Origin of the sequence: Mesorhizobium ciceri WSM4083 (assembly GCF_000519305.1) — a bacterium.
Taxonomy (GTDB): Bacteria; Pseudomonadota; Alphaproteobacteria; order Rhizobiales; family Rhizobiaceae; genus Mesorhizobium; species Mesorhizobium ciceri_B.
Map to the genome: position 1 here is coordinate 1,092,425 of NZ_KI912610.1, position 24,085 is coordinate 1,116,509.

Consider the following 24,085-nt stretch of genomic DNA (forward strand, 5'->3'; position numbering starts at 1 on the left):
CCGTTCAAACTCCGTAGCGTTCGGTGCGAATCTTTTGGGCTGCAAGGCCGGCATCGATCAGGGCCTGGGCGGCGGCGGACACGAAGGCATTGGAGCCGCAGACGAAGGCGACGCCAGGCGGCTCCGGCAGCCGCGTCATGGCTTGAACCATCATCGCGACGTCCACCCGCCGCGCATAGTCGGCCGGGCGGCGTGCGGCTTCGCGCGTCAGTGTCAGCACCAGGTCGAAGCCGTCCTGGCGTTCGTCGAGGGCGATCAACTCGTCACGAAAGATCACTTCGTCCCAGACCCGGACCGAAAAGACCAGGACGACGGGCACCGCTGAATTACGCGCGGCGCGGTGGCGGAGCATCGACATCAAGGGCACGACGCCCGAACCGCCGCCGACCAGAACAAGCGGCCCACTCTCATCCTCGGGCCAGACGAAATGCCCGCCAAGCGGCCCGCGCAGTTCGAATTCATCGCCCACTGCCGCGACCTCGTGGAAGAAGGGCGAGACCTCGCCATCGTCGAGTTTTTCGATCGCCAGTTCGATTACGCCATGCGTTTCGGGCGCGGAGGCGATGGAATAGGAGCGGCGCGCCTGATAGCCGTCCGGCGCCGTCAGCCTGACGTCGACATGCTGCCCGGCGCGATAGGCGAACGGCCGAGACGGCTGCAAAAAGAAGCTGGTGACGCGCGGCGTGCGCTTTTCGATGCGGACGATGCCGGCTGTTTGCCAGGGCGACTGCACTGCCGCCGCATCGCTCATGGATCATCCATGTAGCGCTGTTCGCGCCATGGGTCACCATAGATGTGGTAGCCGCGCAATTCCCAGAAACCGGGCTCGTCGCGCGTGGTGAATTGCAGGCCGTTCAACCATTTGGCCGATTTCCAGAAATAAAGATGCGGCACCAGCAGCCTTGCCGGGCCGCCATGGTCCGGTGTGATCGGCTTGCCTTCGTAGAGCAGCGCCACCATGGCCTTGCCGGCGGTGAGATCCGCGACCGGTACGTTGGTGGTGTAACCGTCGAACGCGTGCGCCAGCGTGAAGCCGGTCGGCGGCTCCACACCCGCATCGGCAAGGATATCGTCGACCAGCACGCCCTGCCACGGCGTGTCGAACTTGGTCCATGCTGTCACGCAATGGATATCGCGTGTCATCTTGGTCAACGGCAGCGCGTTGAACTCGGCCCAGTTCCATTTCTTGATCGGGCGTGGCCCATGTTTCAGCGTGAAAGACCAATCCTGCGTACGCACGCGCGGCGTCGGACCGGCCGACAGCACCGGAAAACCCTGCTCCAGATATTGGCCCGGCGGGATGCGGGCATCGCCATCGGTTGGCGGGCGCCGTCCTGAAGAGAAACCTCGGGTGACCATAGCGGCAATCCCCATGCAATCAGGCCACTATCGGCCTGACGCAATGTTCTCGAAGATGTCGTGACGGGCAACCGAAATCTTGACGGGCGCAGACCGGCGGGATCGTCACCGATGGACCTGCCGGTCCCATGTTCACGTCAGCGCCATTTCTCAGCCATTGGCGAAAGGCACCGCGATGTACATTTGAGCGTCGCCACGCTCGACCAGCAACAGCACCGATTTCCTGCCGGACTTGCCGGCCAAGGCGATCGCCTGGGTTACCTGCCTGGCGTTCTTGACCGGCACCTGATTGACGGCAACGATGATGTCGCCGGCCTGAATTCCGGAAGCGGCGGCCGCTTTGTCGGGGTTGACGCTGGCAACCACCGCGCCGTGCTGCTTGCCGGCTAGGTTCATCTGCTGGCGAATGTCGGGCGTTATATCCATCAAGCCGAGCCCTATCGCCGGAGCGCGCCCGGCGCTCTGCGCGTCGGACCCGTCGTCCAGCGACGCGGTCTTCGCATCGGCGCTGTTCTGGCCGACATCGACGGAAATCCGCATCGGCTTGCCCTTGCGCCAGACATCCACCGTTTCCCGGGCGCCCGGCGCGACATCGGCGACTGCCCGCGATAGGTCCTTGGGGTCCTTCACGTCCTGCCCGGCAAAGCTGGTGATGACGTCACCCGTCTCGATGCCGGCCTTGGCCGCTGGCGAACCGCCGTTGACCTCTGAAACCAGTGCGCCGCCGGAATGGTCGAGCCCGATGGCGCTCGCGACATCCGGTGTCACCTCCTGGATCTGAACGCCGAGATAGCCGTACTGGATGGAGCCGCCCTTCATCAGCTTGGCGACCACCTTCTGGGCCTGGTCCGACGGAATGGCAAAGCCGACGCCGACGCTGCCGCCATTGGGTGAATAGATTGCCGTGTTGATGCCGACGACATTGCCGGCGACATCCACCAGCGGGCCGCCGGAATTGCCGTGGTTGATCGGCGCGTCGATCTGGATGAAATCGTCGAACGGGCCACTATGCAGGTCGCGGCCGCGCGCCGAGACGATGCCTGCCGTGACGGTGGTGCCGATGCCGAACGGGTTGCCGAAGGCCAGCACCTGGTCGCCTGGCATGAGCTTGTCGGAATCGCCCCATTTGACGGTCGGCAGGGGCTTGTCCGACTTGATCTTGAGTACGGCGAGATCGTTCTTGGCATCGCGGCCGACAAGTTTGGCCGGAAGTTCGGTGCCGTCGTCGAGCGTAACCTTGATCGAAGAGGCGCCATCGATGACGTGATTGTTGGTGACGATGGTACCATCCGCGCCGACGATGAAGCCAGACCCCAGCGCCTCGGCGCGCTGCGGTTGCTGTTGCGGCGGCGTCTTGGGCGTCGGCATGCCCTGGTCACCGAAGAACTGGCGGAAATAATCATCGAAAGGCGAGCCGCCGTCGAAAGGAGAGGCATCGCTCATCGTTTCAGGCTGTGCCTTCATGACGGTGGTGACCGTCACTACCGCCGGCTTGTCGGCGGCAACGATGGGTGCGAACGAGCCATTGGGCGCGGTGATGCCGGCGACAGGCGTCTGGGTCGTCGGAATGGTGTTGCTCTCGCCTTGGGCGAAAGACATGACGAAGGGGGATATGATCAGCGCAGCGCCCAGCAAGGCCGCGACGCGATGTCTGCGAAGGATATCTGACATGGTCGTTTGTCCGGGCGAGAGTTGATCCAGCGCCGTGGCCTCTCCCGTGCGGGAAATCGGTCATCGGCGTGTCGAGGTCGCAATTGCCCGTCTCGCCTACATGGCAGCCAACCGGATCGACGGCCTTGAATCTAGGGCGTGGATTGGCCCGATTTAGGGTTTTCGGGCGACCTTACGAAGATTTAATATCCGCACGGCGGCAGGTCGCGAAGTCGTCGGGCCGCGCCTTGCTGCCTCGCTGGAGCTTCAGACCCCGGCGGTTCGCTCGAGATAGGCCGTGGCAATCTCGCGCATGCGCTTGCCGTCGAAGCTCGGTCCGTGTCCACCATGACCGATGCGGATCGGCAGGTCGAGCAGACGCCGCATCGTGCTGATATAGGCGGCTCGGTCGGAATCCGGCAGGTCGTCGATCAGCATGGCGTCGTAGATGGCATCGCCGCTGAAGAACAGGCCGTCGGCCTCGTCGAACAGCGCGATCGAATCCGGTGAATGGCCCGGCAGATGCAGCACGCGGAATTGCCGGTCGCCAAGATCGACGACATCGCCCTCGTCCAGGGTTCGCGTCAACGGCGCGGGCGGGATCCTGTAGTCCGCCGACTTCCATCCGGGCGCCGGCAGTTTCGAGACGGCACCCTCGAGGTCATGGAACATGTAGGCGTAGGTCGCCGCCTCATCCATGCTCTCGAATTGTTCCGCGCTCATCCTTGGCCCGGCCCGCAACGAGAATTCATGCAGCGAGCCGACATGGTCGAGATGGATGTGGGTGGCTACGACCAGCAGCGGCTTGCCGTCCGCCGTCTCGATCTGCGGCGCCAGCGCACAGATGCCCATGCCGGTGTCGACGAGCAGGTCGGCATCGCGACCGCGCAGATGCCAGATATTGGCCCGAACATAGGCATGCACGAAGGGCTCGGTCAGCATCGTCGTCTTGTCGTCGACGACGCTCCTGCTGAACCAGCCCGGCATCACTGGCATCAAGCGTGAGCCTGACATCAAGTTTGAGCCGGGCATCAGACGAAGGGCTTCCCGACCTTGTACTTTTCCGGCACCAGCCGCTTGAGATAGGCCATGCCGGCATCCGACAGCTGATTGACATCGGGCCTCATGAAATCGTCCGGCATGTGGCGTGTCTTGCCGGCGACGTTCTTGAGCGGCACTTTCTTCAGCACCGTTCTGGTGCCGTCATATTGCAGCGCCACCGAGCCGCCGCCCTGTTCGGCGACGGTGACGGCGAAAGCGCCGGCATCGAAAGCCTCCTGCGCGTCGACCGCGCTGATGGCACCGATATAGCCGCGCGGCATGTAGCCGAGCGCATCGACGCGGGCCCGCTTGCCGGGCAGGCCTTCCGCCAACGCGCGTTCGAGTGCGGCCGGCAGGTCGCTGCCCGACAACTTGACGTTGCCGTGCGCGTCGCGCTCGAGCTTGTCCGGCGGCACCAGGCTTTCGACCAGTGCCTTGCCGTCGGCGGTGCTGACGCCTTCCGAAACGGCGACGATGCAGCGCTTGTGACGATCGAGCGTGGCGCGGACGTCGTCGATGAAGCCGGCGGCTGAGAATGGGCGCTCGGGCACGTAGATAAGGTGCGGGCCGCTGTCGGGGTCGAGCTGCCAGGCGGCCGCGGCCGCGGTCAGGAAGCCCGCATGCCGGCCCATGACGATGCCGACATAGATGCCGGGCAGCGCACGAAAATCGAGATCGACGGACAGGAAGGCGCCGGCGACGAACTCGGCCGCCGAAATGAAGCCCGGCGTGTGGTCGTTTTCCTCAAGATCATTGTCGATGGTTTTCGGCGCATGGACGAAGGCAATCGAGCCGCCGGCGGCGTCGGTCAGGATCTGCTGGGTACCCGACGTGTCGTTGCCGCCGATATAGATGAAGGCGTCGGCGCCGGCCTTCTTCAGGCCGTTGAGGATGACATCGCAATAGGCGGCGTCGGGCTTGTCGCGGGTCGAGCCGAGGGCGGCGCTCGGTGTGCCGGCAATCAGCCGTAGCCGATCCTCGGGGATGGCGGAAAGGTCGACATAATTGCCGTCACGGATGCCGCGCACGCCATGGATCGAGCCCAGCACCTTGGCACCGGGATGCCGCTTGCGGATCTCCAGCGTCGCCCCGACAACCGTCTGGTTGATGACGGCGGTTGGGCCGCCGCCCTGCGCGATGACAAACGTTCCAGCCATGCTTGATTTCTCCCGGCGCGATGGTTTTCAAGGCACCTTGGCCTGTCTTGCCGCATCGCGCAACGGGAGTTTCGAGCGGCGCCAACACGCCGCATAAGCGTCAGACGACGACGACCGGATTTTTCTTGGAGACGCGGCTGTAGAGGTCGATGATGTCCTGGTTGATCAGGCGCACGCAGCCCGACGACATCGCCTGACCGATGCTCCACCATTCGGGCGAGCCGTGGATGCGATAGCCGGTATCCTTGCCGTCCTGGTAGATGTAGAGGGCACGCGCGCCGAGCGGATTGGTGAGGCCGCCGGGCTGTCCGGCCTGCCACTTCACCAGTTCAGGCTTGCGGGCGATCATCTCCGGCGGCGGCGTCCAGGTCGGCCATTCCCTGCCGTACTGGATGTTGGCGCGGCCGGACCAGCGGAAACCATCCTTGCCGATGCCGACGCCGTAGCGAATAGCGTCGCCACCCGGCTGGACGAGATAGAGCATGCGCTCCTTGAGATGGACGACGATGGTGCCGGGCGCCTCGCCTGTCGTGTCGACGACGATCTGGCGGCGGAATTCCGGCTTGACCTTCAGATATGGCACTTCCGGCACATTGAAGCCGCCGTCGGTCAGCCCGGCATACATGACGCCGGGGCTGGTGATGTTCTTGTCGACGCTGATGCTTGGCCGGATCGGCCGCACGGAACCCGTGGTGACGTCGTCGAGCTCGAGCGCCGGCAGCCCCAAGCCCGAGGTCGAGCAACCGGCGGCGCTCAGCAGCGCGAGCGCCCCAGCCCCGGACAGGATGGCGCGGCGGGAAAGATGATGATCGTTTTCGATTGCGTCGCCATTTTGCGGCGGCGTCAAACCTTGCGGCAACTCACGCATATACCCAGACCCTACGCTGTCGGCGGGAAGCACGGTCCGGCCGGATAGCGGGCATTTTCATCATTCATGGTTGATAAAGCGTGAAGACCTTGCACAGCCTGCATTTGCGCGTGGCCTTTGGCGATGTTCGACCTTCTTACCTGAGCTTGAACGAAGGCTGCTGCACAAAAAGACCTCGGCCGGGTCATATTCCCGGCGCCGGCGTTTCCTACTCCTCGAACCATCAGCGAGGGGCCTCCATGTGCAAGACCTTAAAAACCGACATCAAGCTTTTTGCCGCTGCCATTGTCGCGGCGGCAACCGTTCTCGGTGCCAATGTCAGCCTGGCCGATACCGTGAGCACGCTGAGCGGCGCGAACTGACACCGATCCGCCGCTGGCGCAGTCAGGGAAATCGCCTCTTTACATTCTCTCGGGCCTAAGGATTTATCCTCTTCTTTAAGCTCAAAGGAGACGAGCATGTCCTTCGAAAACTGGGCCGCCTTCGCCGCTGCATCGACGATCCTTCTCATCATTCCGGGACCGACCATCCTTCTCGTCGTGTCCTATGCGCTGGGCCAGGGTTGGCGCACCGCGCTGCCGATGGCCGTCGGCGTGGCGCTGGGCGACTTCACCGCCATGACCTTGTCGATGCTGGGTATCGGCGCGCTGCTGGCGGCTTCGGCTGGTGTCTTCACCATCCTGAAGCTGATCGGCGCCGGCTATCTGATCTATCTCGGCGTGAAACTGTTTCGCGCCGGCGGCGCGCTGAAGGCCGAACCACGCACCGACGCGGCCTCATCGGCGAAGATGATGGCGCATGCCTGGCTGGTCACCGCGCTCAACCCGAAAAGCATCACCTTCTTCGTCGCCTTCCTGCCGCAGTTCCTCGACCAGCACGCCGATTTCTGGACGCAGATGCTGATCTTCGAGACGACCTTCCTGGCACTCGCCTTCGCCAATGCGTTCGGCTATGCGCTGATCGCCTCACGCGCACGCAACGTGGTGCGCAATCCCAAGGCGATCCGCATCTTCAACCGCACCGGCGGCACGCTGCTGGTCGGTGCCGGCATCGCCACGGTGGCGATGCGTTCCAGCAATTAGTCTGTCTTTGTAATCATGATCCCGAAACTGGTTTCCGGGATCATGATCGGCCTTACCATTTGACGTTGAAGCCCAGATTGCCTTCGAGGATCCGACGCTTGTCGCCGCCGAGATTGGTGGTGTAGTCGCCGGTGGCGAAGACGCTGACCTTGTCCGTCACCTTGGCGATCACGCCGCCGCCGAACTCCAACGAGGTCGATCTGCCCTCGGTGGAGATATCGGTGGTGTCGAAATTGACATGGCTCGTGCCGCCGAAATCGTGCCAGATGTTCGCCTTGAGGTACGGCTGCAGCGCCATGCCATTGATTGTTGTTTCGCCTTGCAGCCGTGCGCCGAGCCGGCCGGTCACGTTGCCGTCCGTATCGAAGGAAACCGAAGCAAAGCGGTCCGACGCATCGTCGAGCGACAGTTGCTGCCAGACCAGTTGCGCCTGCGGTTCAAGTGTCCAGCCTTGCCCCAGCGCGATGGGATAGCCGCCTTCCAGCGAAGCGGTGACGCCGGTGCCGCCGACGTCGATGCCGATGTCGCGCGACGATGTTGCGTTGCCGCCGAAGAAGGTGGCCATGAGGACGCCGTCCAAGTACCAGCCACCCTGACCGATCCGGGTCCAGTAGCCGCCGACGCTGGTGCCGTTGATATCCATGCTGCCGACGGACAGATTGTCCCAGCCCAGCGCCTGGCCGCGCACGTCGCCATTCATGCTGGCATAGGCGACGAACAGGCCGGCGCGATCGGTCTGGCCCGACGCGGTTTCGCGGCCGAACAGATCGAAGCCCGCCTGGAGGCCGAACAGGGTGCCGTCGAAGGACGGCGATACCGTTCCTGAATACGCCATCTTGCTGTCCTGGCCGAAGATGCGGCCCCAGACCGGCGACAGCTCGGTGTTCGACAACAGGCTCTGCTCGCCGCGCCGTTCGTGGAAGGTGCCGAGCGTCGTCATCGCCAGATGTTCGGCGACCGGGGGCAAGGCGGAATAGACCGGAACCTCGATGCGATAGAGCAGGATCTCCTCGCCCGCCGCCGGTGTCGGCAGGTCGGGCACATCCGTTGGCACCACCGGCGGCGGAGGGGGCGGATCCGCAACTGGTGCCGGCGGTGGTGCCGGCGGTGTCGCGGGCGGCGGATCGGTCGGCACGACCGGCGGCGCCGGATCAACCGGATCGGGGTCGCCGGGCGTGGATTCCGGCGGAGGCGGCGGCGCAGGGTCGATGGGCGGTGGTGGCGGCGGTTCGGCCGCCGGCGGCTCAGGTTCCGGCGGCGCAGTAGGTTCCAGCACCGGCGGGGCTGCGGCCGGCGGGGCCGGCGTGTTCAGCGTCGAGCGCAGGTACCAGTTCTCCTCGCTGCCGGCGCTGACACCGCCCTTGAACAGATAATATTCAAAGGCACCGGCGGCGACCGGGGCGTCGAGCGCGAATGTCGTGGCGCCCGAGGTGGCACCGTTGATTGCCTGGACGACCATGATGCCGTCCTGCGTGGTCGCAGCCCCCGCGCCGCCGAGATTGACCACCGAGATGCCGGTCGAACCGGAAGCCGTTCCGCTCGACAGGACCAACTTGTCGGATGCGGAGGAATCGTCACCGAGCTCGGTCTGGATAAGCAGCAGGCCACCCAGGCCGACATAATTGCCCGAAATCGTCAGGCTGTCGGTGGCGCCGGTGCCGCCATTGGTCAGGTCGATGCGTCCGGCATTGGTGACCTGCGCCAACTGGCCTGCCGTAAAGGCCTGGATCGCTGCGTTGAAACCACCGCCATAGAGCGTGCTTGCGGCATCGACACTGAGCGAACCCGTGCCGGTGCCGGTGCCGCCGAGCACCAGATTGCCGTCGAGCGTCAGCTCGGTGTCATTGGTGGCGTCGATGCTCTCCCAGTTCTGGAGCCGGCTGACCCCATCCAGTTTGACGTTGTCCAGGGTCAGCGCATCGGTGCCGGCACCACCTGAAATGGCGTCCGTGGCACCGAGATTGGCGTTGGTGAGGTTGCTGAGCTTGGCGGTGTCGTTATCGCCGCCGAGATCGACGGAACCATAGATGATGCCGCCACCGTTCCAGACGAAACTGTCGGCGCCGAAGCTCATCAGTATATCGCCACCGACCGTGCCGCCGGTGACCGTGACGCTGTCATCGCCGCCGCTGACGCTGATGTTGCCGCCGATGGTGCCGCCCGACAGGATGATCGTGTCCTTGTCGAAGCCGGTGACGAGGTTGCGGTCGATGGTGCCGCCGGACATGTTGAAGTAGTTCTGGTCGAGCTTCATGTTGACGCGGCCGATGCGGCCACCGGTCATCACGGCGCGGTCGCCGTCGTCGAAGAAATCGACGATGCGTCCGCCGGTCATGGTGAAGGTGTCGAGGCCGTCGCCCTGGTTGAGCGAGCCGATCTGGCCGCCGCTCATGTTGAAGTCGTCGATGCCGGCGCCCTGCTGGACATTGCCGCCGACGGTACCCGCGCCAATGGTGAAGAAATCCGTGCCGCCGCCCTGATCGACGGTGCCGGTGATGGTGCCGGACTGCATGTCGATGCGGTCCGTGCCGAGACCAAAGGTGACGTTGCCTGATATCTGCCCGGTGCCGCCGGCGGGAAAATTCAGCGTGTTATCGCCATCGGCATCGGTGAGGCTGCCGCCCGAGTCGCCGCTATCGCAGGTGTAGACGGTGTTTCCGGCGATTGGGCCCAGCACGCATGCGGCAAACGCAGCTGAATTGGGCAACAACGCAAAGGCCGTAGTTGAGAAGATGCTAATAAGCCAAGGGTGTAGCGGATGCGACTTTCGCCGTAGCGAAGCAACTGTCACCTGCGCGTCCTCCGAACGACTGTTCGGAAGCGAGTTCTTCATATGCCGCATCGCGTCCCCTCTCGATTCGCGATTTCCAGCCCCCGCCAGCCGCCGCAATGAAGACACAATTCATTCAATTTTACAAAGCCTAATCTGCTCCTCATGGTTGCTAAACTGCAAAGACTACTGAAATGGTCTGGCGCAACGCGCGTTTGGCGTGTCGTGGACCATGCTTTAGGATCGATTTGGGCCGAAGGGATCGAGGGCCCGTCACAGGTCGATGAAAGGACATCGCATGGCAATCAGGGACGCATTCGGCCTGACGCTTTCGGGTGCAACGGAGGCGGGGCTCGCCCCCTACAGCCAGGCGGTGCGCGAACTGCAGTGCTTCATCGGCGATCCCGTGGCGTCCATCGACCACGCCATCGCGGAAGATCCCGGCTTCGTCATGGCTCATGTCTTCAAGGGATATCTGTTCGGCCTCGCCACCGAGCGGGAGGCGACGGCCGTGGCCAAGGCTTGCCATGAGGCCGCACTGCCGCTTGCCGCGACCACGCGCGAGCAAGCGCATGTCTCGGCCCTTGGCCATCTCGCCAACGGACGCTGGCATGAGGCCAGCCGCGTTCTCGAAGATATCACCATCGAGACCCCGCGCGACGGGCTGGCGCTGCAGGTCGGCCACCAGATCGATTTCTTCACCGGCAATGCCCGCATGCTGCGCGACCGCATCGCTCGCGCCCTGCCATCCTGGCAAAGCGGCATGCCCGGCTACCACGCCATGCTCGGCATGCAGGCCTTCGGGCTGGAGGAGATGGGTGACTATGTCAGGGCCGAACAGCTTGGCCGCGCGGCAGTCGACATCGAGCCGCGCGACGGCTGGGCGCAGCACGCCGTCGCCCATGTCATGGAAATGCAAAGCCGGCAAAGGGATGGCATTGCCTGGATGCAGGCGAACCCGGAAGCGTGGACAAGGGAGAGCTTCCTGCAGGTCCACAATTGGTGGCACCTGGCGCTGTTCCACTATGATCTCGGCGAGACCGACGCGGTGCTGGCCCTCTATGACGGCCCAATCTACAGCGTGCAATCGACGATGGCGCTCAACATGGTCGATGCCTCGGCAGTCCTGTGGCGGCTCGCCCTCGGCGGCATCAATGTCGGCGACCGCTGGGCGGCGCTCGCCGCCAATTGGCACAAGGCCGGCGCTGGCAATTATGCCTTCAACGATGCCCACGCGATGATGGCGTTTGTCGGTGCAGGGTTCGATGCGCCGGCCCTCGCTTTGCTCGAGGCGCAGCGCGAGGCCATGCGTGGCAGCGACGACAATGCGGCTTTCACGCGGGATGTCGGCCATCCGCTGACGCTCGCCATCAAGGCGTTCGGTGAGGGCCGCTATACCGAGACCGTGCGCCTGATCCGGCCGATCCGGGCGATCGCTCATCGTTTCGGCGGCAGCCACGCCCAACGCGATGTTATCGACCTGACGCTGATCGAGGCAGCGTTGCGCGCCGGTGACGGTGCGCTGGCCAGGGCGCTCACGGCGGAACGCTCGATGGCGCGGTCCGACAGTCCGCTGTCAGCGCTGTTTGTGCGACGCGCCGCCGATTTGTCGGAGAATTGACCCGAAGCGGATCTTGTTTTAAAAACTGGCCAAGCCAGATTTTTTCGAGCCCCGAAAAAATTAACTGGCGTGGGAGGAAGACATGTATCTGGGCCTCGATCTCGGGACGTCGGGCGTCAAGGCGCTGCTGATCGATGCCGGGCAAACCGTCATCGGTTCCGGCCATGCGTCGATCGACGTGTCGCGGCCGCATCCCGGCTGGTCGGAACAAAACCCGGACAACTGGATCCGCGCCTGCGAAGAGGCGATTGCCGACCTCAGGGCCAGGCATCCAAAAGAGTTCGCCGCGGTCAAGGGCATCGGCCTGTCCGGCCACATGCATGGCGCCACGCTGCTCGATCCCGCCGATAAGGTGCTGCGCCCCTGCATCCTGTGGAACGACACGCGCAGCCATGCCGAGGCGGCCGTCCTCGATGCCGATCCGCGCTTCCGCGCCCTGACCGGCAACATCGTCTTTCCCGGTTTCACCGCGCCGAAACTTGCCTGGGTGAAAAACAACGAACCCGCTGTCTTCGCCAAGGTCGCAAAAGTGCTGCTGCCCAAGGATTTCCTGCGGCTCTGGCTTTCGGGCGAACACATTTCGGAAATGTCGGATTCTGCCGGCACGTCCTGGCTCGATGTCGGCAAGCGGCGCTGGAGCGCGGACCTGCTCGCGGCGACATCGCTCGACGAAAAGCAGATGCCGTCACTGGTCGAGGGTACGCAGAAGGCAGGTGCGCTGCGCAGCGAATTGGCCTCGAAATGGGGCGTCCAGGCCGGCATTCCGATCGCCGGCGGCGCCGGCGACAATGCGGCCTCGGCCTGCGGCATGGGCACGGTCGGCGCCGGCCACGCTTTCGTCTCGCTCGGCACGTCGGGCGTGCTGTTTGCCGCCAACGCTTCCTACCTGCCCAACCCGGCAAGTGCCGTGCATACCTTCTGCCACGCGCTTCCGAACACCTGGCATCAGATGGGCGTCATCCTGTCGGCAACCGATTCGCTCAACTGGCTGTCCGAAATCACCGGGAAGAGCGCCGGGGAGTTGACCGCCGAGCTCGGCGATACCTTGAAGACGCCCAGCGGCGTGTCCTTCCTGCCTTATCTCTCGGGTGAGCGCACACCCTACAATGATTCCGCCATTCGCGGCGCGTTCACCGGGCTGGCGCATGAATCGAGCCGTGCCGTGCTTACCCAGGCCGTGCTGGAGGGTGTAGCCTTTGCCTTCCGCGACAGCCTCGAAGCCCTGGCCACGGCCGGCACCAGCTTGACGCGGGTGACGGCGATCGGCGGCGGCTCGCGCTCGCGTTACTGGTTGAAGGCGATTGCCACCGCGCTGCAGGTACCGGTGGATATTCCGGCAGACGGCGATTTCGGCGCTGCTTTTGGTGCGGCGCGGCTTGGGTTGATCGCGGCGACCGGTGCCGATCCGCTTGAAATCTGTAGGGCACCGAGGACCGACGCCACGATCGAACCGGACGCGGCGCTCGGCGGCGTCTATGCCGATGCCTATCAGCGCTACCGGGCGCTGTACCCGGCAATCAAGGTCGCCACGGCGTGAGTCAGTGCGAGGCACCCCCCTCTGCCCTGCCGGGCATCTCCCCCTCAAGGGGGGAGATCAGCGGTATTGACGGCTATGCCAGTCTTGCAAGGTTGATGATTGGCGAAGGTGGAAGGGCCAGCCAATCTCCCCCCTTGCGGGGGAGATGGCCGGCAGGCCAGAGGGGGGCGCTTCGCACCCGCCTCGCCCAGAAGTCCTTACTGCGCCGGCACCTTGTCGAGGAAACCGGTGACGCTCTTCAGGCGGCCGTTCTCGATGATTCCGATGTCGGTACCTTCGATCACCGAAGGCGTCCCCTCAGGTCCGAGATTCCACGAGAAGCGGATCTTGTCGGCGAAACCGTCCGGTGTACCCTTCAGCGAGAACCGGAAGCCGGCAAAGCGCTGCTGCACGCCGTCGATGAGTGCTGCGACACCCGCATGGCCATCGCCCTGCATGAGCGGATCACGGTAGCTGACGTCTTCGGTGAAGGTCGCCTTGAGCAGTTCGGCCCGGCGGCCGGCATCGCTTTCGTTCCAGGCGGTGATGTAGTTCCGGGCGATCTTGGTGAGGTCGGTCATGGTCTGTCTCCTTCATTTGACGGTTTTGACATGACCCTTTTCGACCAGCCCCGACCTGAAACCAATTACGCCTGAGGTAATGGCGGCAGAACTTTGTGAGAGGACAGAAATCATGAGCAGCGGATTTTTCGGCGACATCAAGAAGATCAAATATGAAGGGCCGGATTCGACCAATCCGCTGGCCTATAGGTTCTACAATCCCGACGAGGTCGTCGCCGGCAAGCGGCTGGAAGATCATCTGCGCTTCGCCGTCGCCTACTGGCATTCTTTTGCCTGGCCGGGTGGCGATCCGTTCGGCGGCCAGACTTTCGACCGGCCGTGGTTCCCCAAGGCAGGCGGCACCGACACGATGGAGCTGGCAAAACTGAAAGCAGACGTCGCCTTCGAGATGTTCTCGCTGCTCGGCGCGCCTTACTTCTGCTTCCACGACGCCGATGTGCGGCCGGAAGGCAAGGATTTTTCCGAGAGTTCGGCGCGCCTCGATGAGATCGCCGATTACTTCGCAAGCAAGATGAAGCAGACCGGCGTCAAGCTGTTGTGGGGCACGGCCAACCTGTTTTCCAATCGCCGCTTCATGTCGGGCGCGGCCACCAATCCCGATCCGGATGTCTTTGCCTACGCGGCGGCGACGGTAAAAAGCTGCATCGACGTCACCAAGCGGCTGAAGGGCGAAAACTACGTGCTGTGGGGCGGGCGCGAAGGCTATGAGACGCTGCTCAACACCGACCTTGCGCGCGAGCAGGAACAGGCCGGCCGGTTCCTCAGCATGGTCGTCGACTACAAGCACAAGATCGGTTTCAAGGGCACGATCCTGATCGAGCCGAAGCCGCAGGAGCCAACCAAGCACCAGTATGACTACGATGTCGCCACCGTCTACGGCTTCCTCAAGCGCTTCGGGCTGGAGAAGGAGGTCAAGGTCAATATCGAGCAGGGCCACGCCATCCTGGCCGGCCATTCCTTTGAGCACGAACTGGCTCTGGCCAATGCGCTCGGTATTTTCGGTTCGATCGACATGAACCGCAACGACTACCAGTCGGGCTGGGACACGGACCAGTTCCCCAACAACGTGCCCGAGATGGCACTGGCCTACTACCAGGTTCTGCAGGCCGGCGGGTTCAAGACCGGCGGCACCAATTTCGACGCCAAGCTGCGCCGCCAGTCGCTCGATCCTCAGGACCTGCTGATCGGCCATATCGGCGGCATGGATTCTTGCGCACGCGGCCTGAAAGCCGCGGCCCGCATGGTCGAGGACAAGGCGCTATCGGCGCCGCTGGCCGAACGCTATGCCGGCTGGAACACGGCCGAGGGCAAGGCGATGCTTTCCGGCAAGCGCACGCTGGAAGACATCGCCGAGCGCGTCGTCAAGAAGAAGATCGAGCCGCAGCCGAGGTCCGGCCGCCAGGAGCTGCTGGAAAACATCGTCAACCGGTACGTGTGAAGCCCGGTTTCTGGACCGACATCCGCCACCTCTGGCTGAAAGCCGCAGCCATCACCATCTGCTAGTCAGCGCATTTCGCGCGAGGCTGCCGAGGATCGCACAGATCTTCGGCGGCCAGTGTGAGATCAGGATGGCACGGGTGTCGCCGAAAGAGGGCGGGAGACGGAAAATGGCAGAGGACCGAATCATCGTGCGCCCGGCGCAGGCAAGCGATATCCCGGCTTTGAAGCAGGTCCTGCAGGAAACGTTCGAAGGCACCTGGCTGCCGAACATCACCGAAGCCTCGGCGCGACGCTATATCGAGACGGATATTGGCGGGCGCTATGTCGACCGGAGCTGGCCTGAATTCGCCGTTGCCGAGATTGATGGCGAGGTCGCCGGCCTGATCCATTGGCGCGCGGATTTCATCGAGGCCCTGCACGTGATGGCATCCCGTCAAGGCCAAGGTGTCGGCCGCAAGCTGCTTTCCCATGCCGAACAGGCAATCGGCGCCGCCGGATTGGCGCAGGCGCGGTTGGAAACCGACACGTTCAACCTGCCCGCACAAGCACTCTACAAGTCGGTCGGCTATATCGAGAAAAATCGCTATCCCGATGACGAATGGGACAGCGGCTTCACCACGGTGCTGTTCGAAAAGCGGCTGTAGATTTCTCCTTGACCTGACCTGCCAAGGTACAGGAACAGCTTTGCGCATGGCCCGGTCCCGCGACACGGTTTTGCCCTTTGCCGCCCTTCAATGACCTCGCTCTTGCCTTCAAACAGCCGTCACGAATCTCGTATAAGACTGGCTCGTGGCGGGAGAGGAAGAAGGAGGCGAACCGATATGCAGAACGAACGTGAAATCGACGCCCTGCTCTCACCTGGCGAGGCTGGATCGATCATCGACCGGCTGATGGCGATGCCGCGGAAAACGGACGACGCCAAGATTTCGAATGAATGGGATCGCGCGGTGTCCAGCCGCTTCGAGACCCGTCTGGCCAGACAGATGCGCTCGCAAATCGACGGTGACCGTCAGAACGCGGCCTGATCGCCCGTTGAAACCTACCCCCTCCGCAACCTGACCGGCGCTTCGCCAAAAGCCCTTGAAAACGCCCTCGAAAATGCCGCGGCGGACGAGAACCCGGTCCGCCCGGCAATATCGGCCATGGCAACCCTTGTATCGACCACCAGCCGGCGCGCGGCACCGAGGCGCAGCCTGAGGTAATAGGCGCCCGGCGTCTCGCCGATCGATTTGCGAAAGATGCCCTCCAGCGTTCGCGCCGTCACGCCGGTGCGCTTGGCCACCGCTTCGATGGTCAGCGGCTGGTCGACATGCGATTCCATCAGCCGGATGGCTTGCGCAAGGCGCGGGTCGTAGCCGTCGAGCCGGCCAAGCGAGACCAGCGGCTGTGCGTCGGTGGCGGCGCGCGCCTGGTCGTAGATGAAGACGCTGGCGACATCGAGCGCGACGGCCATGCCGAGCCGCGTGCGGATGAGATGCAGCATCAGGTCGAAGGTCGGCGATGCGCCACCCGAGGTGAACACAGGCCCGTCGATGACATAGCGGTCAGGGCGGACATCGACACCCGGGAAGGCCGAGGAGAAGTCCTCCATGTCCTCCCAGTGGGTGGTGGCGCTGCGCCCTTCCAGCAGGCCGGCGCGTGCGACCAGCCAGGTGCCCGCCTCGACGCCGCCGCAAGCACGCGCCGTGCGTGCCGCCCGGCGCAGTCCGGACAACAGAGCCGAGGTTGCATAATTCTGGGTGCCGAAGCCGGCGACGACGACAAGGACGTCGGTTGGCTCGGCCGCGTCGAAACGGCCACTGACCGCCACCGGCAGGCCGCATGTGGTGACCGGAGCCTCCCCGGTCACCGAGACCAGCCTGAAATCGAACAGGGTCTCGCCGGCGATGCGGTTGGCGGCACGCAGCGGATCGACGGCCGAGGCCACGCACATGATGGATGAGCCGGAAAACACCAGCAGCGTCACCTTGAGCGGCGAGCGCTCGGCGCGAAAGATCGTCGGTTTTTCGCTTTTCGTCATGGAAGCTTCGTAAAACGCAAAACAGTTTCCGGCAAGTCGGGCATTGTTGTGGACGTCTTTGTGCATGTCGTTATCCCAAAACCGGTTCCCACTTTTGGGCGACATGCATACTATTGGAGGAGAATTCCATGCCGCTCGCGATGAACCGTGAGGTCTTCATTACCTGTGCCGTGACCGGGTCCGGCGGCTCGCAGGACCGCAGCCCGCATGTGCCGCGCTCGCCAAAGCAGATAGCGGACTCCGCCATCGACGCGGCTAAGGCTGGCGCCGCCATCGTGCATTGCCATGTGCGCGATCCCGAGACCGGCAAGCCCAGGCGCGATGTGCATCTCTACCGCGAAGTGACCGAGCGCATTCGCGAGGCAGACGTCGACGTCATCCTGAACCTGACCGCCGGCATGGGCGGCGACATGGTGTTCGGTTCGCCGGAGGCGCCGCTGCCGCTCAACGAAAAAGGCACCGACATGGGCGGCGCCACCAACCGCATGGAACATGTGCGCCAATGCCTGCCGGAAATCTGCACGCTCGACTGCGGCACCATGAATTTCGCCGAAGCCGACTATGTCATGACCAACACGCCCGGTATGCTGCGCGCCATGGGCGGCATGATGACGGCGCTTGGCGTCAAGCCGGAGATCGAGGCCTTCGACACCGGCCATCTGTGGTTCGCCAAGCAACTGGTTGAGGAAAAGGTGCTGAACCCGGATGCGCTGGTGCAGCTTTGCATGGGCGTACCGTGGGGCGCGCCGGATGACCTCAACACCTTCATGGCGATGGTCAACAATGTGCCGTCGACCTGGAACTGGTCGGCCTTCGCTATCGGCCGCAACCAGATGGCCTATGCCGCGGCAGCGGTGCTGGCCGGCGGCAATGTCCGCGTCGGGCTGGAAGACAATCTGTGGCTCGACAAGGGCGTGCTGGCGACCAACGCGCAGCTGGTCGAACGCGCAGCCAGCATCGTCACCAATCTCGGCGCCAGGATTCTTGGGCCGGAGGAAGTGCGCAAGAAGCTGAACCTGACCAAGCGGGCGCCGATAGCGGCATAAATTATCGGGAGGGTCGACATGACTACCGTCAAATTCACCGCGATGAAGGATGGCGACCGGGACGACTACGAGTTCCTGACCGCGCATGAGATCGACTACGCGGCCAGGACCGGCGAGCGGCTGCTCGATGCGCTGGTGCAGCTCGACGCGGGCCTGTCCGGCTACAAGATCACGAGGCTCGGTCATTCGCTACAGGCGGCGACGCGTGCCTGGCGCGACGGCGCCGATACCGACTGGATCGCCTGCGCGCTGCTGCACGACATCGGCGACATCTATGCGCCTTACAATCACGACGAATATGCCGCTTCGATCCTGAAACCTTTCGTGCGCGAGCAATGCACCTGGGTGGTGGAAAAGCATGGCGACTTCCAGCGGCTCTATTATGCTCATCATCTCGGCGGCAACCGCCATGCGCGCGACCGCTTTGCCGGCCACGCCTATTTCGACGATTGCGACCAGTTTTGCGAGCGCTGGGACCAGTCGAGCTTCGACCCGGACTACGACACGCTGCCGATCGAATTCTTCCGGCCCTTCGTGCTCGAAGTCTTTGCCCGCAAGGCCTACGATCCCTCGGTGATCCGCGCCGGCGAGCGCGTGCCGCTCGTCGATCCCACAACCGCCAGGACCAGAACCGGAGCTTCCGCATGAGCATCATCAACAAGGCCGCTGCCATCGGTGGCGGTGTCATCGGTGCCGGCTGGGTGGCCCGACTGCTGCTCAACGGCATCGACGTATCGATCTTCGATCCAGACCCCGAGGCATCACGCAAAGTCGGCGAAGTGATGAAGGGCGCGCGCCGCGCCTATAAGCAGATGCTGCCCGGCGGTCTGCCAAAGGAAGGCAAGCTGACCTTTGCCAAGACCATCGCCGAGGCGGTCGCCGATGCCGATTTCATCCAGGAAAGCGTGCCGGAGCGGCTCGACCTCAAGCACCGCGTGCTGGCCGAGATCGATACCCACGCGCCGGCCAATGCGATTGTCGGCTCCTCGACCTCCGGCATCAAGCCGACCGACATGCAGGTGGCGATGAAGAAGCATCCGGAGCGGCTGGTCGTCGGCCATCCGTTCAACCCGGTCTATCTCCTGCCGCTGGTCGAGATCGTCGGCGGCGAACAGACCTTCCCCGAGGCGATCGAGGTCGCCAAGGAGATGTATGCCTCGATCGGCATGAAGCCGGTGGTCATCCGCAAGGAGATCGAGGCCTTCGTCGGCGACCGCCTGCTCGAAGCGGCATGGCGCGAAGCGTTGTGGCTGATCAAGGACGGCATCTGTACGGTCGAGGAGCTCGACGACATCATGCGCTATGGCTTCGGCCTGCGCTGGGCGCAGATGGGCATGTTCCAGGTCTATCGCGTCGCCGGCGGCGAGGCTGGCATGCGCCACTTCATGGCGCAGTTCGGGCCGTGCCTGAAATGGCCATGGACCAAGCTGATGGACGTGCCGGAATTCAACGACGAACTGGTCGACCTGATCGCCACGCAGTCGGACGACCAGGCGCATGGGCTGTCGATCCGCGAACTGGAAAAGATCCGCGACGACAATCTGGTCGCGATCATGGATGCGCTGTCGAAGCAGAACAAAGGCAAGGGCTGGGGCGCCGGCGCCCTGCACAAGGACTATACCAGGCAGCTGGCCAAACTGGCGGCGAAGAAGCCGACGGCCTCCAAGGCGGCCGAGAAGGCCAAAGCCTTGAAACCGGTCAAGAAAGCCGAAAAGCCGAAGAAAAAGACCGGCAAGAAGAAAGGCTGAGAGCATGGATTTCGGGCTGTCGGAGGAACAGAGGCTCATCGTCGAGACGACGCGTGCGTTCGTCGAGAACGAGCTCTACCCGCATGAGCGCGAGGTCGAGCGCACCGGCGTCCTGCGCCGCGACCTGATCGAGGAGATCAAGGTCAAGGCGATCGAGGCCGGGCTCTATGCCGCCAACATGCCGGCCGATGTCGGTGGTGCAGGCCTCGATACGGTGACCTGGCTGCTCTACGAAAAGGAACTCGGCCGCGCCAACTATGCGCTGCACTGGACCTGCGTGGCGCGCCCCTCCAATATCCTCCTTGCCGGCACGCCGGAGCAGCGCGAAAAGTACCTGTTCCCCTGCATCCGCGGCGAGAAATGGGACTGCTTGGCGATGACCGAGCCGGGCGCCGGCTCCGATTTGCGCGGCATGAAGGCGACCGCCGTGCAGGACGGCGACGACTGGGTGCTGAACGGCACCAAGCATTTCATCTCCCACGCCGACCTCGCCGACTTTGCCATCGTGTTCATGGCCTCAGGCGAAGAGGATTCGCCGCGCGGCAAGCGCAAGAAGATCACCGCCTTCTTCGTCGATAAGGGCACCAAAGGCTTCACCGTCCGCGATGGCTACCGCAACGTCTCGCATCGCGGCTACACCAACGCCATCCTCGAATTCGACGATTGCCGGCTGCCCGCCGCCCAAGTGTTGGGCGAAGTCCACAAGGGTTTCGACGTCGCCAATTCCTGGCTCGGCGCCACCCGACTGCAGGTCGGCGCCACCTGCCTTGGCCGTGCCGAGCGGGCGCTTGGCCATGCCGTCGAATACGCCGCGCAGCGCCAGCAGTTCGGCCAGCAGATCGGCAAGTTCCAGGGCGTGTCGTTCAAACTTGCCGACATGGCGACCGAACTGAAGGCTGCCGACCTGATGGTGTTCGAAGCCGGCTGGAAGTACGATCAGGGCACCGTCACCGACCAGGACATGGCCATGGCCAAGCTGAAGGCCACCGAAATGCTTGCATACGTTGCCGATGAAGCGATCCAGATCCATGGCGGCATGGGACTGATGGACGACTTGCCGCTGGAGCGTATCTGGCGCGACGCGCGCGTCGAGCGCATCTGGGAAGGCACGTCCGAGATCCAGCGCCACATCATTTCGAGGGCGCTGCTGCGCCCGTTCGGGGCATAACATATGCATAAACTTGAGCGTCTCCTGCGGCCGAAATCGATCGCCGTCTTCGGCGGTGCGCAGGCTGCAGCCGTCGTCGCGCAATCGATCAAGATGGGCTTTGCCGGCGAGATCTGGCCGGTGCATCCGACCAAGGACGAGGTTGCCGGACGTAGGGCCTATCGTTCGGTCGCCGAACTGCCGGGCCCGCCCGATGCTGCCTTTGTCGGCGTCAACCGGCATTTGACCATCGAGGTGGTCAAGGCGCTGGCCGAACGCGGCGCCGGCGGTGCCGTCTGCTTTGCCGCCGGCTTCCTTGAGACCGAGGCCTATGACGACGACGGCGAGCGGCTCCAGGCCGAGCTGGTCGCGGCAGCCGGCTCGATGCCGATCATCGGGCCGAATTGCTACGGCCTGATCAATTATGCCGACGGCGCGCTTCTGTGGCCCGACCAGCATGGCGGCATAAGGCTGGCCGAGGGCGGCAAGGGCGTCGCCATCATCACCCAGTCCTCCAACATCGCCATCAACATGACCATGCAGAGGCGCGGCCTGCCGATCGCCTTCCTGATGACCGCCGGCAACCAGGCGCAGACCGGCCTGTCCGAAATGGCGCTCGGCCTGATCGAGGATGAGCGGGTCACGTCGCTCGGCCTGCACATCGAGGCCTTCGATTCGGTAGCCGGCTTCGAGCGGCTGGCGGCACGGGCGCGCGAGCTGAAGAAGCCGATCATCGCCATGAAGGTCGGCCGTTCCGAACAGGCCAGGCAGGCGACCGTCTCGCACACCGCCTCGCTCGCCGGCTCGGATGCGGCCTCGGGTGCGTTCCTGCGGCGGCTCGGCATTGCGCGCGTCGATTCGATCCCCGCCTTTATCGAGGCGCTGAAGCTGCTGCACATCACCGGACCTTTGCCCGGCTATAGGCTGTCGTCGATGAGCTGCTCGGGCGGCGAGGCCTCCGTCATGGCCGACAGCGCCGAAGGGCGCTGGGTCAATTTCCCAGTGCTGACCGACAGCCACCGCGCCCATGTCAAATCGACGCTCGGGCCGCTGGTCGCGGTCGCCAATCCCTTGGACTATCACACCTTCATCTGGAACAACGAGCCGGCGATGACCGCCACCTTCACGGCCATGGTGTCGGGCGGTTTCGACCTCAACATGCTGGTGCTCGATTTTCCGCGCCCCGACCGCTGCTCGGTCACCGACTGGTGGGCGACGCTGCGCGCCTTCGAATCGGCGCTGAAGACCAACAAGGCGCATGGCGCGATCGTCTCCTCGCTGCCGGAGAACCTGCCGGAGGAATACACGGCCGAGTTGATGGCGCGCGGCATGGTGCCGTTGTTCGGCATTTCGGAAGCCATGGATGCAGCCGGGGCGGCTGCCTTCATCGGCTGGGCTTGGGCTGAACCTCAGGCGCAGCCGATCGACACGTCGGCCTCCGGTGCCCCTGGCGGCGACCACGTCACCCCTGACGAGGCCGAAGCAAAATCGCGGTTGATCAAGGCTGGCCTGCCGGTGCCGAAGGGCGAGCGCGCCGCCAATGCCGTCGAGGCGGTGATCTCGTCCATGGCGCTCGGCTTTCCCGTCGCTCTGAAGGCGCTCGGCGTTACCCACAAATCCGAGGTTGGGGCTGTCAGGCTCAATCTCAGGGATGCCGAATCCGTCAGCACCGCAGCGCATGACCTGCTGCCGCTCGGCACCGGGCTCTATGTCGAGCGCATGGTGCGCGACGATGTTGCCGAACTCATCGTCGGCTTCACCCGCGACCCGATGTTCGGTGCGGTGATGACCTTGGGCACCGGCGGCGTGCTGGTCGAATTGTTGCGCGACAGCGTTACGCTCATGCTGCCGGCGACGCGCGACGATATCGAGGCGGCGCTGCGCGGCCTGAAACTGTTCCCGCTGCTCGAGGGTTATCGCGGCCGGCCGAAAGCCGATGTCGCGGCTGCCATCGATGCCATTTCGGGCATTGCCGCCTTCGTGCAGCAGAATGCCGGTGAGATCGAGGAACTCGACATCAACCCGCTGATCGTCTGTGCAGAGGGCAAGGGCGCCTGGATCGCCGACGCGCTGCTGGTGCTGGGAGAGAAGAAGAATGTCTGACGTCATTTCGACCCGCCGCGAGGGCACCATCCTCGAAGTCACCCTCGACCGGCCCAAGGCCAACGCCATCGACCTGAAGACCTCGCGGCTGATGGGCGAGACCTTCAAGGCATTCCGAGACGATCCGGAATTGCGCGTCGCCATCGTCAAGACCGCAGGCGACAAGTTCTTCTGCGCCGGCTGGGATTTGAAGGCCGCCGCAGGCGGCGATGCGGTCGACGGCGACTATGGCGTCGGCGGCTTTGCCGGGCTGCAGGAATTGCGCGACCTCAACAAGCCGGTCATTGCTTGCGTCAACGGCATGGCGGTGGGCGGTGGCTTCGAACTGGCGCTTTCCTGCGACCTCATCTACGCCTCCGACCATTCCTCCTTCGCGCTGCCCGAGATTCGCGCCGGCACGCTGGCCGACGCGGCAACGATCAAGCTGCCGAAGCGCATCCCCTACCATGTCGCCATGGACCTGCTGCTCACTGGCCGCTGGATGGATGTCGCTGAAGCGCATCGCTGGGGCCTTGTCAACGAAGTGCTGCCCAAGGAAAGGCTGGAAGATCGCGTCTGGGAAACCGCCCGGCTGCTCGCAGGCGGGCCGCCGCTGGTCTTCGCCGCGATCAAGGAGACGGCGCGCGTGGCCGAGGCGCTGACCTTCCAGGACGCGATGAACAAGGTGACGCGGCGCCAGTTGCCAACGGTCGATGCACTCTATGGCTCCGAAGACGGCATGGAGGGTTTTCGCGCTTTTGCGGAGAAGCGTGAGCCGGTTTGGAAGGGGAAGTAGTGGATACCGCCGGAACGATGGCGCTTACCCCCCTCTGGCCTGCCGGCCATCTCCCCCTCAAGGGGGGAGATTGGCAGCTTCGATCTCTGCACTCTTCTTGCGACGCAGAAGGTTGGCGAAAGCCTTCGCAACATCCGATCTCCCCCCTTGAGGGGGAGATG

General features: G+C 64.0%; 22 protein-coding genes. 13 read left to right on the forward strand and 9 right to left on the reverse strand.

What is annotated here, in order from left to right; genetic code table 11:
• Window positions 1-4: 4 nt before the first annotated feature.
• The 6 genes from MESCI2_RS0131215 to MESCI2_RS0131240 all read right to left on the reverse strand — a co-directional run bounded on the left by MESCI2_RS0131215 (window position 5) and on the right by MESCI2_RS0131240 (window position 6,075).
• Window positions 5-751, reverse strand: coding sequence for an FAD-binding oxidoreductase (locus MESCI2_RS0131215; protein WP_027039913.1), 747 nt, complete (start codon window positions 749-751; stop codon window positions 5-7).
• The gene (locus MESCI2_RS0131220) at window positions 748-1,359 is read right to left on the reverse strand and encodes a sulfite oxidase-like oxidoreductase (RefSeq protein WP_027039914.1); all 612 of its coding nucleotides are present in this window, start codon (window positions 1,357-1,359) and stop codon (window positions 748-750) included. The genes MESCI2_RS0131215 and MESCI2_RS0131220 overlap by 4 nt, the downstream gene beginning before the upstream one ends.
• A 150-nt stretch (window positions 1,360-1,509) precedes the next feature.
• On the reverse strand, window positions 1,510-3,030 hold the full coding sequence (locus tag MESCI2_RS0131225) for a DegQ family serine endoprotease (protein WP_027039915.1): 1,521 nt from the start codon (window positions 3,028-3,030) through the stop codon (window positions 1,510-1,512).
• Between the two features lie 246 nt (window positions 3,031-3,276).
• Window positions 3,277-3,996: an MBL fold metallo-hydrolase gene (locus tag MESCI2_RS0131230; RefSeq protein ID WP_027039916.1), complete on the reverse strand. Its 720-nt coding sequence runs from the start codon at window positions 3,994-3,996 to the stop codon at window positions 3,277-3,279.
• 44 nt (window positions 3,997-4,040) lie between these two features.
• Window positions 4,041-5,207 carry a diphosphate--fructose-6-phosphate 1-phosphotransferase gene (locus MESCI2_RS0131235; RefSeq protein ID WP_027039917.1) on the reverse strand — a complete coding sequence of 389 codons (1,167 nt, stop codon included), beginning with the start codon at window positions 5,205-5,207 and terminating at the stop codon, window positions 4,041-4,043.
• A 100-nt stretch (window positions 5,208-5,307) separates the two neighbouring features.
• A complete protein-coding gene (locus tag MESCI2_RS0131240) occupies window positions 5,308-6,075 on the reverse strand; it encodes a L,D-transpeptidase (protein WP_027039918.1) in 768 nt (255 codons plus the stop codon).
• A gap of 80 nt (window positions 6,076-6,155) precedes the next feature.
• Between MESCI2_RS0131240 and MESCI2_RS1000000138640 the strand changes: the two genes are divergently transcribed.
• Both MESCI2_RS1000000138640 and MESCI2_RS0131250 read left to right on the forward strand, forming a co-directional pair.
• On the forward strand, window positions 6,156-6,437 hold the full coding sequence (locus MESCI2_RS1000000138640) for a hypothetical protein (RefSeq protein WP_197031612.1): 282 nt from the start codon (window positions 6,156-6,158) through the stop codon (window positions 6,435-6,437).
• A 96-nt stretch (window positions 6,438-6,533) separates the two neighbouring features.
• The gene (locus tag MESCI2_RS0131250; RefSeq protein WP_027039919.1) at window positions 6,534-7,157 is read left to right on the forward strand and encodes a LysE family translocator; all 624 of its coding nucleotides are present in this window, start codon (window positions 6,534-6,536) and stop codon (window positions 7,155-7,157) included.
• 52 nt (window positions 7,158-7,209) lie between these two features.
• Here MESCI2_RS0131250 and MESCI2_RS0131255 read toward each other — a convergent pair whose 3' ends face one another.
• Window positions 7,210-9,999 (reverse strand): autotransporter outer membrane beta-barrel domain-containing protein, encoded by a 2,790-nt coding sequence (locus tag MESCI2_RS0131255; protein WP_027039920.1) that lies wholly within the window; start codon window positions 9,997-9,999, stop codon window positions 7,210-7,212.
• Between the two features lie 226 nt (window positions 10,000-10,225).
• On the opposite strand from MESCI2_RS0131255, the gene MESCI2_RS0131260 reads away from it, so the two are divergent.
• Window positions 10,226-11,548: a tetratricopeptide repeat protein gene (locus MESCI2_RS0131260; protein WP_027039921.1), complete on the forward strand. Its 1,323-nt coding sequence runs from the start codon at window positions 10,226-10,228 to the stop codon at window positions 11,546-11,548.
• Window positions 11,549-11,630: 82 nt separating this feature from the next.
• Window positions 11,631-13,085 (forward strand): xylulokinase, encoded by a 1,455-nt coding sequence (xylB, locus tag MESCI2_RS0131265; RefSeq protein WP_027039922.1) that lies wholly within the window; start codon window positions 11,631-11,633, stop codon window positions 13,083-13,085.
• 197 nt (window positions 13,086-13,282) lie between these two features.
• Here the strand turns inward: xylB and MESCI2_RS0131270 are convergent, their stop codons facing one another.
• Entirely contained in the window at window positions 13,283-13,645 is a 363-nt protein-coding gene (locus MESCI2_RS0131270) for a nuclear transport factor 2 family protein (RefSeq protein ID WP_027039923.1), read from the reverse strand.
• A 112-nt stretch (window positions 13,646-13,757) separates the two neighbouring features.
• On the opposite strand from MESCI2_RS0131270, the gene xylA reads away from it, so the two are divergent.
• The 3 genes from xylA (at window position 13,758) to MESCI2_RS0131285 (ending at window position 16,110) form a co-directional block, all read left to right on the forward strand.
• The gene (xylA, locus tag MESCI2_RS0131275) at window positions 13,758-15,083 is read left to right on the forward strand and encodes a xylose isomerase (protein ID WP_027039924.1); all 1,326 of its coding nucleotides are present in this window, start codon (window positions 13,758-13,760) and stop codon (window positions 15,081-15,083) included.
• Window positions 15,084-15,252: 169 nt separating this feature from the next.
• Window positions 15,253-15,729, forward strand: a complete 477-nt coding sequence (locus MESCI2_RS0131280) for a GNAT family N-acetyltransferase (RefSeq protein WP_027039925.1) — start codon at window positions 15,253-15,255, stop codon at window positions 15,727-15,729.
• 177 nt (window positions 15,730-15,906) lie between these two features.
• The gene (locus MESCI2_RS0131285; protein WP_027039926.1) at window positions 15,907-16,110 is read left to right on the forward strand and encodes a hypothetical protein; all 204 of its coding nucleotides are present in this window, start codon (window positions 15,907-15,909) and stop codon (window positions 16,108-16,110) included.
• A 14-nt stretch (window positions 16,111-16,124) separates the two neighbouring features.
• Here the strand turns inward: MESCI2_RS0131285 and MESCI2_RS0131290 are convergent, their stop codons facing one another.
• Window positions 16,125-17,105, reverse strand: coding sequence for a GlxA family transcriptional regulator (locus MESCI2_RS0131290; protein ID WP_027039927.1), 981 nt, complete (start codon window positions 17,103-17,105; stop codon window positions 16,125-16,127).
• Between the two features lie 128 nt (window positions 17,106-17,233).
• Here MESCI2_RS0131290 and MESCI2_RS0131295 point away from each other — a divergent pair, with 128 nt between their 5' ends.
• From MESCI2_RS0131295 to MESCI2_RS0131320, 6 genes are read left to right on the forward strand one after another with little or no spacing between them, the layout of a single operon-like run.
• The gene (locus tag MESCI2_RS0131295; RefSeq protein WP_027039928.1) at window positions 17,234-18,151 is read left to right on the forward strand and encodes a 3-keto-5-aminohexanoate cleavage protein; all 918 of its coding nucleotides are present in this window, start codon (window positions 17,234-17,236) and stop codon (window positions 18,149-18,151) included.
• Window positions 18,152-18,169: 18 nt separating this feature from the next.
• Window positions 18,170-18,799 (forward strand): HD domain-containing protein, encoded by a 630-nt coding sequence (locus MESCI2_RS0131300; RefSeq protein ID WP_027039929.1) that lies wholly within the window; start codon window positions 18,170-18,172, stop codon window positions 18,797-18,799.
• Window positions 18,796-19,899, forward strand: a complete 1,104-nt coding sequence (locus tag MESCI2_RS0131305; protein ID WP_027039930.1) for a carnitine 3-dehydrogenase — start codon at window positions 18,796-18,798, stop codon at window positions 19,897-19,899. The genes MESCI2_RS0131300 and MESCI2_RS0131305 overlap by 4 nt, the downstream gene beginning before the upstream one ends.
• Window positions 19,900-19,903: 4 nt before the next feature.
• A complete protein-coding gene (locus MESCI2_RS0131310) occupies window positions 19,904-21,067 on the forward strand; it encodes an acyl-CoA dehydrogenase family protein (protein WP_023810592.1) in 1,164 nt (387 codons plus the stop codon).
• A gap of 3 nt (window positions 21,068-21,070) precedes the next feature.
• Entirely contained in the window at window positions 21,071-23,149 is a 2,079-nt protein-coding gene (locus MESCI2_RS0131315) for an acetate--CoA ligase family protein (RefSeq protein ID WP_027039931.1), read from the forward strand.
• Entirely contained in the window at window positions 23,142-23,924 is a 783-nt protein-coding gene (locus MESCI2_RS0131320; RefSeq protein ID WP_027039932.1) for a carnitinyl-CoA dehydratase, read from the forward strand. Before MESCI2_RS0131315 ends, MESCI2_RS0131320 begins: the two co-directional genes overlap by 8 nt.
• The last annotated feature ends 161 nt before the right edge of the window (window positions 23,925-24,085 follow it).

Excerpts from the sequence above, each read along its gene's own strand:
- MESCI2_RS0131215 (WP_027039913.1), bottom strand. The coding sequence starts at position 751 with ATGAGCGATGCGGCGGCAGTGCAGTCGCCCTGGCAAACAGCCGGCATC.
- MESCI2_RS0131220 (WP_027039914.1), bottom strand. The coding sequence starts at position 1,359 with ATGGTCACCCGAGGTTTCTCTTCAGGACGGCGCCCGCCAACCGATGGC.
- MESCI2_RS0131225 (WP_027039915.1), bottom strand. The coding sequence starts at position 3,030 with ATGTCAGATATCCTTCGCAGACATCGCGTCGCGGCCTTGCTGGGCGCT.
- MESCI2_RS0131230 (WP_027039916.1), bottom strand. The coding sequence starts at position 3,996 with ATGCCGGGCTGGTTCAGCAGGAGCGTCGTCGACGACAAGACGACGATG.
- MESCI2_RS0131235 (WP_027039917.1), bottom strand. The coding sequence starts at position 5,207 with ATGGCTGGAACGTTTGTCATCGCGCAGGGCGGCGGCCCAACCGCCGTC.
- MESCI2_RS0131240 (WP_027039918.1), bottom strand. The coding sequence starts at position 6,075 with ATGCGTGAGTTGCCGCAAGGTTTGACGCCGCCGCAAAATGGCGACGCA.
- MESCI2_RS0131250 (WP_027039919.1), top strand. The coding sequence starts at position 6,534 with ATGTCCTTCGAAAACTGGGCCGCCTTCGCCGCTGCATCGACGATCCTT.
- MESCI2_RS0131255 (WP_027039920.1), bottom strand. The coding sequence starts at position 9,999 with ATGCGGCATATGAAGAACTCGCTTCCGAACAGTCGTTCGGAGGACGCG.
- MESCI2_RS0131260 (WP_027039921.1), top strand. The coding sequence starts at position 10,226 with ATGGCAATCAGGGACGCATTCGGCCTGACGCTTTCGGGTGCAACGGAG.
- xylB (WP_027039922.1), top strand. The coding sequence starts at position 11,631 with ATGTATCTGGGCCTCGATCTCGGGACGTCGGGCGTCAAGGCGCTGCTG.
- MESCI2_RS0131270 (WP_027039923.1), bottom strand. The coding sequence starts at position 13,645 with ATGACCGACCTCACCAAGATCGCCCGGAACTACATCACCGCCTGGAAC.
- xylA (WP_027039924.1), top strand. The coding sequence starts at position 13,758 with ATGAGCAGCGGATTTTTCGGCGACATCAAGAAGATCAAATATGAAGGG.
- MESCI2_RS0131280 (WP_027039925.1), top strand. The coding sequence starts at position 15,253 with ATGGCAGAGGACCGAATCATCGTGCGCCCGGCGCAGGCAAGCGATATC.
- MESCI2_RS0131285 (WP_027039926.1), top strand. The coding sequence starts at position 15,907 with ATGCAGAACGAACGTGAAATCGACGCCCTGCTCTCACCTGGCGAGGCT.
- MESCI2_RS0131290 (WP_027039927.1), bottom strand. The coding sequence starts at position 17,105 with ATGACGAAAAGCGAAAAACCGACGATCTTTCGCGCCGAGCGCTCGCCG.
- MESCI2_RS0131295 (WP_027039928.1), top strand. The coding sequence starts at position 17,234 with ATGCCGCTCGCGATGAACCGTGAGGTCTTCATTACCTGTGCCGTGACC.
- MESCI2_RS0131300 (WP_027039929.1), top strand. The coding sequence starts at position 18,170 with ATGACTACCGTCAAATTCACCGCGATGAAGGATGGCGACCGGGACGAC.
- MESCI2_RS0131305 (WP_027039930.1), top strand. The coding sequence starts at position 18,796 with ATGAGCATCATCAACAAGGCCGCTGCCATCGGTGGCGGTGTCATCGGT.
- MESCI2_RS0131310 (WP_023810592.1), top strand. The coding sequence starts at position 19,904 with ATGGATTTCGGGCTGTCGGAGGAACAGAGGCTCATCGTCGAGACGACG.
- MESCI2_RS0131315 (WP_027039931.1), top strand. The coding sequence starts at position 21,071 with ATGCATAAACTTGAGCGTCTCCTGCGGCCGAAATCGATCGCCGTCTTC.
- MESCI2_RS0131320 (WP_027039932.1), top strand. The coding sequence starts at position 23,142 with ATGTCTGACGTCATTTCGACCCGCCGCGAGGGCACCATCCTCGAAGTC.